The organism is Paenibacillus sp. USHLN196 (assembly GCF_037144955.1).
Lineage (GTDB): Bacteria > Bacillota > Bacilli > Paenibacillales > Paenibacillaceae > Paenibacillus > Paenibacillus xylanexedens_C.
Map to the genome: position 1 here is coordinate 394,998 of NZ_JBBCYH010000005.1, position 13,607 is coordinate 408,604.

Annotated in this window: 12 protein-coding genes; 5 read left to right on the forward strand and 7 right to left on the reverse strand. The window is 47.8% G+C overall.

Going from position 1 to position 13,607, the window contains the following annotated elements; all coding sequences use genetic code 11:
• Window positions 1–82: 82 nt before the first annotated feature.
• From WFI24_RS15275 to spoVAC, 6 genes are all read right to left on the reverse strand, one after another.
• Window positions 83–2,296: a DUF4129 domain-containing transglutaminase family protein gene (locus WFI24_RS15275; protein WP_336762039.1), complete on the reverse strand. Its 2,214-nt coding sequence runs from the start codon at window positions 2,294–2,296 to the stop codon at window positions 83–85.
• Window positions 2,293–3,540 (reverse strand): DUF58 domain-containing protein, encoded by a 1,248-nt coding sequence (locus WFI24_RS15280; protein WP_336762041.1) that lies wholly within the window; start codon window positions 3,538–3,540, stop codon window positions 2,293–2,295. The genes WFI24_RS15275 and WFI24_RS15280 overlap by 4 nt, the downstream gene beginning before the upstream one ends.
• 3 nt (window positions 3,541–3,543) lie before the next feature.
• Complete coding sequence (locus WFI24_RS15285; protein WP_062835567.1) at window positions 3,544–4,500, reverse strand: AAA family ATPase; 957 nt, start codon at window positions 4,498–4,500, stop codon at window positions 3,544–3,546.
• A gap of 206 nt (window positions 4,501–4,706) precedes the next feature.
• On the reverse strand, window positions 4,707–5,057 hold the full coding sequence (gene spoVAE / locus WFI24_RS15290; protein ID WP_336762044.1) for a stage V sporulation protein AE: 351 nt from the start codon (window positions 5,055–5,057) through the stop codon (window positions 4,707–4,709).
• Window positions 5,058–5,062: 5 nt separating this feature from the next.
• Entirely contained in the window at window positions 5,063–6,079 is a 1,017-nt protein-coding gene (spoVAD, locus tag WFI24_RS15295) for a stage V sporulation protein AD (RefSeq protein ID WP_336762046.1), read from the reverse strand.
• Window positions 6,076–6,528 carry a stage V sporulation protein AC gene (gene spoVAC / locus WFI24_RS15300; protein ID WP_336762256.1) on the reverse strand — a complete coding sequence of 151 codons (453 nt, stop codon included), beginning with the start codon at window positions 6,526–6,528 and terminating at the stop codon, window positions 6,076–6,078. The genes spoVAD and spoVAC overlap by 4 nt, the downstream gene beginning before the upstream one ends.
• A gap of 636 nt (window positions 6,529–7,164) precedes the next feature.
• Between spoVAC and WFI24_RS15305 the strand changes: the two genes are divergently transcribed.
• Complete coding sequence (locus WFI24_RS15305) at window positions 7,165–8,238, forward strand: M42 family metallopeptidase (RefSeq protein WP_336762047.1); 1,074 nt, start codon at window positions 7,165–7,167, stop codon at window positions 8,236–8,238.
• A gap of 170 nt (window positions 8,239–8,408) precedes the next feature.
• Window positions 8,409–8,729, forward strand: coding sequence for a hypothetical protein (locus WFI24_RS15310; protein WP_076214284.1), 321 nt, complete (start codon window positions 8,409–8,411; stop codon window positions 8,727–8,729).
• A gap of 232 nt (window positions 8,730–8,961) precedes the next feature.
• Here WFI24_RS15310 and WFI24_RS15315 read toward each other — a convergent pair whose 3' ends face one another.
• Window positions 8,962–9,669 carry a metal-dependent hydrolase gene (locus tag WFI24_RS15315; protein WP_336762051.1) on the reverse strand — a complete coding sequence of 236 codons (708 nt, stop codon included), beginning with the start codon at window positions 9,667–9,669 and terminating at the stop codon, window positions 8,962–8,964.
• A gap of 276 nt (window positions 9,670–9,945) precedes the next feature.
• Here WFI24_RS15315 and nirB point away from each other — a divergent pair, with 276 nt between their 5' ends.
• From nirB to WFI24_RS15330, 3 genes are read left to right on the forward strand one after another with little or no spacing between them, the layout of a single operon-like run.
• Window positions 9,946–12,375: a nitrite reductase large subunit NirB gene (gene nirB / locus WFI24_RS15320; protein ID WP_145323373.1), complete on the forward strand. Its 2,430-nt coding sequence runs from the start codon at window positions 9,946–9,948 to the stop codon at window positions 12,373–12,375.
• 53 nt (window positions 12,376–12,428) lie between these two features.
• Window positions 12,429–12,755, forward strand: coding sequence for a nitrite reductase small subunit NirD (gene nirD, locus WFI24_RS15325; RefSeq protein ID WP_336762053.1), 327 nt, complete (start codon window positions 12,429–12,431; stop codon window positions 12,753–12,755).
• Between the two features lie 49 nt (window positions 12,756–12,804).
• Window positions 12,805–13,587 carry a formate/nitrite transporter family protein gene (locus tag WFI24_RS15330; RefSeq protein ID WP_145323377.1) on the forward strand — a complete coding sequence of 261 codons (783 nt, stop codon included), beginning with the start codon at window positions 12,805–12,807 and terminating at the stop codon, window positions 13,585–13,587.
• The last annotated feature ends 20 nt before the right edge of the window (window positions 13,588–13,607 follow it).

Consider the following 13,607-nt stretch of genomic DNA (forward strand, 5'->3'; position numbering starts at 1 on the left):
ACTATATCACAAATCCGTCTTTCCTGAAAATGCATACAGCGCCTAATGGCATAGAAAAAAGGAAAAACGGGACGGGCAACAACTATGCCCGTTCCGCTTTCAGTTCCTTCCGCAGCTTCAAGGCTGTCTGATAGACACCCTTCCAATCGTCGGCAGTTACGGACGCCGGACTGTAGCGAGTCTGTTCAAACTTCGTGAGAAGCTCATGCAACGTAGCTTCTGCAGCTGGCTTGGCCTGACTCCAGCGGGTTACCGATTCACGAAGTGTCTCGTCTCCGCTCCGGGTCAGACCTTTGCGTTTCACATATTGAATCCAACGCTCGGTCTCTGCCACCACCTTCTGTTCAGGGGTGAGCGGTCCACCTGTCCGCAGACGAAGCAGGAGGAATCGCAAGGAGAAGCGATTACGCCAGAACATATATGCTATCCACAATGCGATGATGGCTCCTGCAGCCCAGATGACAAAAGTCGGGATGGTGGACGAGGCCTGCTCTGGTGCAGGAGTCTGCTCTTCCTCTTGTACCGGCTCCTCTTCTGGCTGTTCTTCAGGCTCATCTACAGGCTGTACATCAGGTTGTTCCGTGAGCAAAGGCATATCAAATCCTGGGGTTGCTTCAACAGGAATCCAGCCATACTCACCAAAATAGACCTCTGCCCAGGAGTGTGCATCTGCATTCGTAACAGTGTAGGTTGTCTCAATCTCCGCTCCAGGTTGACGCGGAGCCTGCATGTCCGAATTCAGAGACAGTTGTCCAGGCGCATAACCTTTAACCCACCTTGCAGGAATGCCCTCCGAGCGCGCCATCATTACCAGCGCAGTGGAGAAATAGTCACAGTAGCCTTCCATAATGTCAAACAGGAAGCCTTCCACAAAGTCGCTGCTTACTTTTCGAGATAAATCCGGATTGTTCGTGTATTCAAAATTGGTTTGTAAATAGTTTTGCAGTAATGCTACTTTTTCATACGGGGTATTCGCAGATGCTGTTATTTCAGCTGCCAAATCTGACACCCGGTCAGGGAAACGGGATGGTAACTGCAAGTACATATCGTCTGCCGGATTACTGTTGTACAGATCTTCAAAAGACTTTGTACGCAGCTCATCCTCCACAATCACAGGAGCTTCCGACACGATGGTGTACGTCTTGGGATACTGTGGTTGCTGACGGTCTGTCACCACATGCAGTTCAGCCTGTTCAGCATTCCACAACATACGTTCTGCTCTGTCCTCGCCGTTAATCGAACTCACTTCAGCGATCGAATAAGCACCAAAGAGAATCGGATAAACATTATCATTCAGCATCGTTACATTCTGGATTACTTGTTTGGTATTTACATTTCCGGATTCATCATTCTCCAGAGGCTGTCCTGCTTCAACATTCTCTGTCGCACCCCGTCCCCGGTCATCCCACCCTGTACCTGTATACTCTGCACGTGTCTCACCACGCCAGTAACTACGCTCATTGGTGGTGACAGACATGACAGGAGTATAGTCGAAGTTGAACCCTCCACCAAGCTGATTGTCTTCCCTGCTGTATCCCGATTCGGTAGCCGCCGGAATATCAAGGTTTCCGTTACCAGCCTGGCTTGTAGAAGTACCGGTATAGTTACGCCACGCCGTATATGGGTCTGTCAAGGTGGGTGGAATCTCCGGCATATTGACGCTGGCCACAATAATTAAAGAAAAGATAATGGCAATATTGGCCAGGACTTTATAAGGATGACGGATGATTCGCTTCCAACCTTGTGGATACTGTAGCTGATAATTGCGGAAATGCTGACATACGAGCCATCCCATCCCTGCAAACATCACCCATGCGATTTCAATCCAGAGTGGGATCTGAGTGAAAGAATCGAGAATCCCCATCGAAATGATGTTGACACCCAGAAAAACAAGAATGCGACGTGTGGTGGTCACGAGGCGAAGGGCAGCTTCCAGCATCACCCATGCACACAGAGAGAACCAGATGTATGGCGCCATATGCAATATAAATTGCTCCGCTCGATCCGTTAAAGAGCCATAAGGGATGTACACCATATAATCAATTAGTGTTTTATGCAAAATGTAACCGACGACAACCGCCTTGATGATCGTCCGATATATCGTTTTGAAGGGCAGAATGACCTCCAGCACACAGACCGCTGCAAGTGTCCATAACACCAGAGAAGTCGTTTCCGTATACCACGTTTCCTGTGTAAATGAAATCCACTGCATTCCAATGAGGAAAATCCAGAGCAATGATGCTGCATGATACCAGGATCGTTTGCCTGTAACACTTTCAGTTCCTTTTGTACTCATACAGAACCTCCCCCCATCACCGTTGGAAGCTCCTGCAAATGAGAAACAGCGAATGACCTCGTGCCTCTTCCACGCAACATGGCATTCCACTCGGCACTCCGGCGGGATTCGCTGGTATCGATCAGAATATGACATGGAGTCATGCCCCGCGTATCGGCCCAGCGCAACAGTTCTAATATTTTCTCATCCTTCTGGGGAGAAATCACGACAAAGTAAGCTCCCTGAGGCAGTTGACGTGCGATTCTTTCCACGCCAGGCAACAGCTGCGTATCCTGTCCGTTATGTTGAATATCCACCAGATGATGCATCATTTTCTGCCGTTCCAACAGACTTTCACTGGGGGCCATGAAGGATGTCTCGTCTGCCAATGTCAACAAACCCATACCCATTCGTTCTCTCGCACCATACTCCAGTAGAGAGGCAGCTGTGGACACGGCAATCTCAAATGCATCCCCATGTTCATAACTTGATGCTAGCCCATCGAGAACCAGAATGGTTTTGGGTACCGACTCATGTTCGAACTCCTTGGACTTCCAGTTCCCTGTCTTCGCCGTGGCATTCCAGTGAATGCGGGAAAGTCGATCTCCGTATACGTAATCACGTACACCATTAATCTGGGTCGTCTCTCTTCGCGAGCGGGTTAGAGCCGTCTGAGGACCGGATAATCGTGATTTGCGGTCGTATAGCTGCCAATATGGAATAAATACCGTTCTTGGCAGTACTCGAAACTCACCTTTAGCCTTAAACTTCCCTCGATGTTCAATCAGTCCAAAAATGTCTTCACTGGCGCATTCTGTTTCTGAAAAAACATACTTGCCCCGCTCAAGTGGCGGTGTCTGGAAAGACAACTCGCCATTTCCTCGCATATTGGGAATCAAGCTTTCCTTGAACGACCAGGATTCTCCGTTATGCCGGTGCAGCATTTCACGTACTACAACATAAGGAAGCGGGAGGAATCCCGGAATAGTCAGACTCAGCTGTACTTGAACCTGATCGCCTGCATGCAGCAGTTCTTCGTGGTCTGGGCCAGAGGAGAGCTTACGCACTCCTTGAGCACGTCTTACTCCGCTAAATCCAGCAATGGCAAGATACACGCAGAGCAGGGTCACCATCGACAGCAACATAAGGGATGTCTTCCCGCCCTGAAACAAAACATAAGCCAGACAGCACATCCACACCATTGCGATGCTCCATACGCGTGGGTGGCGCAGCCCTCTATTCACTGTACTCAAAAGCGGCTTCATGAACTATTGCCCCATGGAGACGGGCACGCGAACCTGCTGAAGTACGGCATTCAGAACGGCCTCGGAACTCATACTGTCCAATCTCGATTCGGGACGGAGCACAATACGATGAGAGATCACATAAGGGGCCATCGTCTTCACATCATCCGGAAGCACATAATCACGTTCTTGCAAGAAAGCAAAGGCCTTCACGGCCATCATAAAGGATATGGCTGCCCGTGGGCTGGCACCCAGCAATACAGATGGGTGGGAGCGGGTTTGACGAACAACATCCAGCAGATAGTCCATGACGGGATCACCGATAAAGACTTCCTTGATCTCCTGTTGGATTGCCGAGATCTGATCCATATGGGTTACGGATTCAAGCCGATCTACAGGCTGGCCTAACTGATGTGTCTTCAACAGGGTTTTCTCAATCTCTTTATCGGGATAACCGAGACTTATTTTCAACATAAACCGGTCAAGTTGTGCTTCCGGCAATGTGTACGTACCTTCAAAATCAATCGGATTCTGAGTTGCACAGAGCATGAACGGATGTGGCAGATCATACGTATCGCCATCAACGGTTACACTGCGCTCCTCCATGACTTCGAGCAGAGCTGACTGCGTTTTCGTTGTTGCCCGGTTAATCTCATCAGCAAGCAAGATGTTGGTCATTACGGGGCCTGGACGGAAATAAAAACGCTCATCCTTCGGATGAAACACGGATACGCCCGTAATATCACTTGGTAAAATATCAGGATTACATTGAATGCGTCGGTACTCTCCGCGCATGGATTTCGATAATGCCTTGATCAACTGCGTTTTGCCAGTTCCCGGTACGTCTTCAATCAGAACGTGCCCGCCTGCAAGCAAAGCTGTAAGTAAAAGTTGAATTTCAAAGGATTTCCCCATAATGCAGGATTCCAGATTCGAACGAACTGCGGATATGATTTGGATCGACTCTTTGCGCACAGGCATGTGGTCTAACCTCCTAAAAAAGCATACAGATTTCCTTTTATTGTACATGATCCGAGGTCACGAGTACACTCGAAGGGAATCACAATTTGTTTCCAGCCCGTCAGATTCGCCGCAGTTTACGCATGAATACGACAAAAAGGCCCGGATAGAGTTATCCGAAGCCTCTGCTGAATCGCAATATGTTCAAATAGATTTCTCATTCTATGTTAGCCTTTGGGTCTAACCACCAATGCCGCGAGAAAAGAAAAGATGATCGCTGACGAAATCCCCGCCGCAGTCAGATCGAAAATCCCAGTAATCACACCCAGCCAGCCCTCTTTTTCCAGCTCCGTCAATGCCCCGTGCACCAAGGAATTACCGAAACTTGTGATGGGGATGGTAGCACCCGCACCTGCAAATTTAACCAAGGGGTCATACAGGCCAAATGCATCCGCAAGCGCACCTGACACAACAAGTGTACTCATGGTATGAGCTGGCGTCAGTTTAACCCCATCCATTAGAAGCTGTCCGACAACACAGATTAAACCGCCAATAATAAATGCCCACAAGAACTGCATTACCTTTATCCCTCCTTTTCTATGGCTACGGCATGAGCAATACAAGGAATACTTTCACCCTGCTGGTACGAAATTGGAGACAACAGTGCCCCGGTAGCAACGACGAGCACTCGCTTAAGATCACCCTTCTGCATTCGGTTCAAAATATGACCATAAGTTACGGTGGCAGAACATCCGCAGCCACTTCCCCCGGCAACAACATAAGGTTGTTTCTCCCGATCATAGATCATCAGGCCGCAGTCATTAAAAACCGTCTGTTCCATGGGAATGCCTTCTTTTTGCAGAAGTTCTTTCGTAATCGGCAGACCGACGGAAGCCAGATCCCCGGTCACAATGAGATCATAATAGCCGGGTTCCAATCCCGTATCCCTGAAATGAGAGATTATAGTGTCGGCTGCTGCTGGCGCCATGGCTGAACCCATATTAAAGGGATCTTTGATGCCCAAATCCATAATGCGTCCAATAGTGGCTTTGGTAACAACGGGACCATCACCAGTACGGGAGACCACACCACACCCTGATCCTGTGACGGTATATTGCGCATAAGGCGGCTTTTGGGAACCATACTCCGTCGGATACCGAAATTGTTTCTCCACCGTACAGTTGTGACTCACCGTTCCTGCAAGGACATAATCTCCAGCTCCCGAGTCAACAATCATGGAGGCCAAAGCTAATGTTTCCATGGATGTGGAGCAAGCACCAAAGACACCCAGATAAGGTGCACCCAGTTTTCGTGCTGAAAAGGAACTGCTGATGATCTGATTCATCAGATCTCCACCAACAAAAAAGTGAAGCTCTTCCTTGGTGATATTTGCATTTACCAAAGCCAGTTGAGAGGCCTGTTCGAGCAGTTTGCGTTCTCCCTTTTCCCACGTCTTCTCGCCGATCTCGAGGTTGTCATAGACATAATCGAAATCAGATGACAATGGACCCTCGCCTTCTTCTGGTCCAACAACTGCGGCTTTACCGATGATCCGCGGACGATTCTCAAACTGCCACGTCTGGCGACCCAATCGTTTCATAAGTGCCCACCTCCGAATCCCAAAAAGGCGTATACGATACCTACGACAAATGCCGCCACGACACCGAACACGATAACGGAACCAGCAAGCTTGAACATGTTGGCCCCTACACCGAGCACCAGTCCTTCAGCACGATGTTCCAGTGCAGCAGAGCACATGGAATTGGCAAATCCGGTAACCGGCACAGCGGTGCCCGCTCCTGCCCACTGAGCCATTTTATCGTATACGCCCAGACAGGTCAGAATAACCGATATAAGGATCATGACAGCAACCGTTGGATTAGATGCCTCCTTCGATGTCATGTCGAAGCCAGCCATAAAAGCCTCCTGAATGGCCTGTCCGATCAAACAGACGGTTCCACCAACCAGAAACGCCTTGAGACAGTTTTTCACAATCGGCCGAGGCGGCTCATGTTTTTTCGCGACTTTCTTGTACTCTTTTTCATCCATGGACAGAGACGATGATTTTTTTGAGCTTCCGGATGCAGATTGAGCTGACAAAATACAAGACCTCCTTTATGTGAATGAATCAACAGCTGCGGCTGATGAATGCCTATGTGTGTAATCCTCTATTCATTGTTTGTTAATGATCGGAAGGTTATGTATCCGGCGACAGACAGCATATGTTTCCAACAGGATCAAGCCGTGGAAACAAGATTCGATTATGCCGGATCTCCAGAGTTATTTGATTACGTCCTATAAATAAAGCAGAACGATCACGAGCAAGATAAAAAGAACGATAAACAGCACTTTTTCAGTGCCCTCTTCCGGAGGCTTCATCTGATATCCCGGCTCCTTCCTGTGTACTAACAAGCGATTATGAGCATGAAGAACTTCAAAAAATGATGACATCTCCTCCGTATATTCATATTCACTCGAGCGGCGTCAGGATTGCGACGACAGCGGAGAGACTGATAAAACTAAGGCAAGATACAGGCCCAAATTATGCCTTAAATACGTGACATAAACATGGACAATCACTTGCGCAAGGTTCATACTGTAATGTGACCAGTGGTTAAATAACAACAGGCGGGTAGCCGTTCTACTGTGACCTGATTTACATACCAACAGAGGAGTTGTAGACACATGAATGAAAAAACGATGGATATGTTCCGCACGTTAACGGAATTCCCTTCCGCATCCGGTTTTGAACGTGAGCTTCGCGGCTGGATGAAAGAGCAACTGTCCGCTTATACCGATGAATTCGTACAGGATCGTCTTGGGAGTCTTTTTGGTGTATTACGCGGGGAGGAATCAGGCCCTAAAGTTATGGTAGCCGGACACTTTGATGAAGTAGGTTTCATGACTACGGGCATTACGGAAACGGGTATGGTCAAATTCCGTCCACTGGGTGGATGGTGGAGTCAGGCTGTACTGTCTCAACGACTGGAAATTATCACACCTGATCGCCGAATTATCGGGGTGGTTGGTTCTACACCTACGCACTTGCTGGACGAATCCCAACGGAGCAAACCTGTGGATCTGAACACCATGTATCTCGATATTGGAGCGGACAACCGGGCGGAAGCAGAATCCTGGGGCATTCATCCGGGAATGCAGATCGTGCCGATCTGTGAATTCACACCTATGGCCAATCCGAAGAAAATCATGGCCAAAGCGTGGGATAACCGTTATGGAGTAGGACTTGCACTTGAACTGGTTGAAGCGCTGCACAAGGAAAAACTGCCTAATACGCTCTATGCTGGTGCAACGGTTCAGGAAGAACTGGGGCTTCGCGGTGCACGTACAGCGGCCAATCTGATTCAGCCGGATATCTTCTTCGCACTTGACTGTAGCGCGGCGAATGATATGACAGGGGATAAACAGTCATTTGGACATATCGGACAAGGGGCATTGCTTCGTATTTTTGACCCGGGTATGTTCACCCATCGCGGAATGGTGGAGTATGTGCAAGACACCGCTTCATCCAATCAGATCAAAATGCAATATTTCATCTCGCCAGGCGGTACCGATGCAGGTCAAGTTCACCTGAGTGGAATTGGTGTACCTTCAACGGTAATTGGTATCTGTGCCCGTTATATTCACACCTCTTCCTCCATCATTCACACAGACGACTATGATGCAGCCAAGGAGCTGATTGTGAAGCTGGTGAAAGGTCTGGATCGGACAACAATGAATACCATAATAAATAACGCGTAAAAGTTGACAAGAGACCTCCTAACTATATCGGGAGGTCTCTTTTTTATATCCACAACGATATCAGTTGAACACATTTACACAGAGGATTAATAGGCCGAACATTATAGGGAATTACACATAAGATACAATAACGGTAGATGATTCAAACACCAAACAGCGGGGGACCTGTTATGGCAGTGAGAAGGAATGGAAAATCGAATAAAGGTTCCAAAAAAACAAATGCTGCAAACACCCTTCTCAATGGCAACCTTAAAGGAAGAAATCTGGAACTTATCGTTGCTGCATTACTGGTAAGCGGGAAGTTAAGAGTGGATGCGGTCACGTTGTTTCGAGAAGCTACACTGGTCGTTGAACTGGTCGGACAATATAAAACGTTACAAAACATTACACCATCGAATCAAGACAAACTGGTGCAATTCCTGGATGAGATTGGTGGGGACATGACGTTGAATGATGTTATCCGGGCTTTCCAACAGAGAATCAATTCTTAACGCCAAGAAATGAGGTTGAAGTGATGTCTGACTTTGACGGAAATGGGTTCGCTGAGCTATTGATTATTGTCATTCTTGTTGTTTTATTTGTATTTGGTTCTTCCGATATTGACGATCTAACCGATTCACCATCTCAATCCTGAATTGGCGTACGTGATTACGCTCCATTCATTATGAAATGCATACCTATAAACGCCAGTCCACAATATGCGGGCTGGCGTTTCTTGGATGGCTATAGAAATAGCGGTGAGAATGCAATCCAGGCCAAAATAAGGGTAAGCACAATGCAGACATTCTCTACAACGGCCCCTCGCTTGGTTCCTGTACTCATCAGATTCACCCGTATGCGCCACTTGAACGGTGGTAACGGACGAATACCCCGATTGGTTAGTGAATCGGCCAACAGATGCATCGCATATGCCGTACCTCCCGCTACCCAAATCTCCGGTCCCTGCTGCTGGGTCGTGCTGTAAAGTAAGCCAGCCCATATTGCGGTTCCATAAAGGGTATGTGTCAGTCCCCTGTGAGTCAGGGTGGTGCAGAGCATTAACAGACTGCCTGCAATCAGATTCCATGGCGCGAATGAGTGACCATAGAAAACGAGCCCGAGTCCAATCGCAAACATCAGCACTTTGCGTAGTGAACGCGAGGGTAGAAATGACACAAGTGCAATGAGGATCGCAAGCAACAGGTTCCACGGTTTGGCATGAACATAGAAGTACACAAATACAGCTGTCGGCAAAAGAATAGTCTGTAACAGCCTAATCAGGCTATTAGGCAATGCTCTCGATACCAGCAGCGAATTCGGCTCATCGATGTCAGGCAATAAGGAACCAATCAGAGCAACCGTAACTGCCGGTGCAGTCACCGGCATACCAGCCAACTGAAGTACAGAAAGTGATACGCCTGTCCCGATCATCAGGTGGGATCTTCCCATCATGGTGCAAAAACTTCCTTTCGAAGAAATAGGGAACATACATAGCCCACTTTTGATAGTACAACGAAACCAAAACAAGAACAATAGTTCGCATTTCTTATTTGTATGAAAATAAATATCACTTTCTGTGATGGGGCTCACACTATTATATTTTTGACTCTTCTATCTTTATTAGTGAATTAAATCACATAAACTGTCGTCAACTACTTGTATAATTTCAAATATAAACCACTAAAATTGTTGGTAATGTACAGCGTCTATCCAAGGAGGCATACCCACATGAACGGAAAAAAAGAGAAACTCGTTATCATAGGTAACGGAATGGCAGGAATCAGTACCGTAGAACAAATTTTGAAATTAACATCGCGATTTGATATTACTGTTTTTGGCACAGAGCCCTACCCTAACTACAACCGAATTATGTTGTCCTATGTATTGGAAGGAAGCAAAACACTGGATGACATCGTACTGAATGATCTCCACTGGTATCAGGATTATGGTATTACCCTCCATACAGGAACAACCGTAACCCGGATTGATTCGGATACCCATGAAGTTGTGACGGAGGATGGAACTCGCTTCCCTTATGACAAAATCATCATTGCGACTGGCTCTAACTCCTTTATTCTCCCCGTACCTGGACATGACAAAGAAGGTGTCGTCGGTTTCCGTGATATCGCCGATTGCAATGTCATGCTGGAAGCTGCTAAACAGTATAAACGAGCGGCCGTTATCGGGGGCGGACTGCTAGGCCTTGAAGCTGCCAAAGGGTTGGTACAACTTGGCATGGAAGTTACCGTAGTGCACTTGATGCAGGATCTGATGGAGCGTCAGCTTGATCCGCAAGCTTCAGCCATGTTGAAAGCTGAATTGGAACGTCAGGGTATCCGGTTCAAGATGGGTGCGCAGACTTCCGAACTGCTGGGCGGCGAACGCGTTGAAGGGATACGTTTTGCAGATGATACGGTTCTGAATGTTGATTTTGTTGTCATGGCTGTAGGGATTAAGCCTAATACGGTTGTAGCCCGTGAAAGCGGTATGGAAGTGAATCGGGGCATTGTCGTGAATGACTATATGCAGACTTCACTTGAGAATGTGTACTCGGTCGGGGAATGTACAGAGCACCGCGGCGTATGTTATGGCCTCGTTGCCCCATTGTTCGAACAAGGCATGATTCTGGCGAAACATATCTGCGGGGTTGAGACGGCTCCTTATGAAGGTTCTGTTGTATCCACGAAATTGAAAATTTCGGGTGTGGACGTCTTTTCAACCGGTGAATTCATCGACAGTCCGGAACACACCGTCATTTCGCACAAAGATGACTGGAAACGAACCTACAAAAAGATTCTGCTTCGTGACAATAAAATGGTCGGTGCCGTGCTCTTCGGTGACATTACGGATTCTGCCGAATTGCAAAAGCTGATCAAAAATCAAACCGAAATGACCGAGGAATTGTACGGTTCACTCATGGGCACAGGCTGTGGCGGTCATAAGAAAGCAACCTCTGTTGAAACGATGCCCGAGGACGAGATCGTCTGCGGATGTAACGGAGTGACTAAAGGAACTATTGTCGATGTAATTACAAACCAGGGCCTGACCACTGTAGATGAAATCAAAGCCTGTACCGGTGCAACCCGCTCTTGCGGTGGATGTAAACCGGTTGTGGAACAGATTTTGCAATATGTACTTGGAGACAACTTCAGTACTGGAGCCAAACAGGGCATCTGCGGATGTACATCTATGGGACGGGATGAGATTGTAGCCGAGATTCGTCAAAAAGGGCTGCAAACGACCAAAGAGGTCATGAATGTACTTGGATGGAGTCAGCCAGAAGGTTGTTCCAAATGTCGTCCGGCAATCAACTATTACCTTGGCATGATTGCTCCGGACACGCACGAAGATGAGAAGGAATCCCGTTTTGTTAACGAACGCATGAACGCGAATATTCAAAAAGATGGAACGTATACGGTTGTACCTCGGATGTATGGCGGGGTAACTACACCGGCAGACCTCAAACGCATCGCTGACGTTTCCGTTAAATATGATGTTAAAGCAGTCAAAGTGACTGGCGGTCAGCGTCTCGACTTGATTGGTGTCAAAAAAGAAGATCTGACCAAAGTCTGGGCTGAACTGGATATGCCTTCAGGTTATGCATACGCCAAATCGCTGCGTACGGTCAAAACATGTGTCGGCTCCCAATTCTGCCGATTCGGTACACAGGATTCCATGGCTATGGGCGCCAGAATTGAACGCAAATTCGAACGTCTGGATCTGCCAGCCAAGTTTAAATATGCTGTCAATGGTTGTCCGCGGAACTGTGCAGAAGCATGTACAAAAGATATCGGTATCGTTGGTAACGACGGGGGCTGGGAAATCTTTATCGGCGGTAACGGCGGTATTAAAGCAAGACTTGCTGATTCCCTATGCAAAGTAAAAACGGATGAAGAGTTGATCGAACTGTGCGGAGCCATCATGCAGTATTACCGCGAGACAGGTAACTATTTGGAACGGACTTCGGAATGGGTGGAACGCATGGGTCTGGAACATATTCGCTCGGTTGTCGTGGATAACCTCGAAGAACGAAAAGCTTTGATGGAGCGGATTGAGTTTGCACTTGAGCATGTTGAAGAACCTTGGCAAAAAGCGATTCGCAATGAAGAAGGCCAAAGTAAGATGTTCCACGGAATCGAAGTGTCAGCTCGTCCATAAGTTGGCAAGATGAATCGGGATCCATGTTAAATAGATAAAAGGAGTGGTTCAAGATGACGACAAAACAATCAGGCACCTACTTCCCTGCCGGAGTAGTTGAAGACTTTCTGCCACGCATCGGAAGAGTAATTGAAATTAAGGATCATCAGCTTGCTGTCTTTCTGGCATCGGATGGCACCATCTTCGCTGCGGATAATCACAACCCCCACCCTAAGGGTGGGCCGCTGGCTGAAGGTATCGTGTCCGGACATTATCTGTACGATCCACTGTATGATTGGAAAATCGACCTGACTACCGGTATTGTGCAAGCACCGGACAACGGTCAAGTACAGATGTATCCGGTGAAAGTAGAGAATGGCCAAGTCTGGATTGCAATATAGCTCCATTGAAACATTCACAGATTGATGCAAAAAAATGGGGGAAACCGTGATGTATACACCAAGTGTTGAGGGAATTATTGAAGCTGCGGTTAAAAAACGCGATCAGATGAACGCAAGCCTGCCACGGTACATGGTTGCTGCCTTGATGGCGGGTGCTTATGTAGGGCTTGGCATCGTTCTGATCTTCAGTATTGGTGCTCCGCTCCTTGCGGCGCAGTCACCACTGCAAACCATGTTGATGGGCATGTCCTTCGGACTCGCGCTCACACTGGTCATCTTTGCCGGATCGGAACTGTTTACAGGTAACAATATGTTCTTCACCATGAGTACGCTGGCTGGCCGAACCACAGTGAACGAAACGTTGAAGAACTGGGGGCTCGTCTTTATCGGTAACCTGCTCGGTGCTATCCTGCTAAGTTTGCTTATTGTCGGTAGCGGCCTGTTCAAGACGGCTACGCCGGAACATCTGCTGTTTGTCGTCTCTGCCAAAAAAATGGCCGCTCCCGTATCGGAGCTGTTCTTCCGCGGCATTCTCTGTAACTGGCTCGTCTGTCTGGCAATCTGGATGGCCGCTCGCTCCAAAGAGGATATTGCCAAACTTGTTCTTATCTGGTGGTGTCTATACGCATTTATCGCAAGTGGCTATGAACACAGTGTTGCCAATATGACATTACTATCTTTATCCTGGCTATTGCCGAACCACCCGGATACGATCACTATGGCAGGCTGGTTCCACAACATGATTCCGGTGACACTTGGTAATATCATCGGTGGTGCCCTCTTTGTCGGCATGGCGTACTGGTACACTTCACCGGTACGAAAAAAGGCATAATAGTTGACCAGCTGCACTTA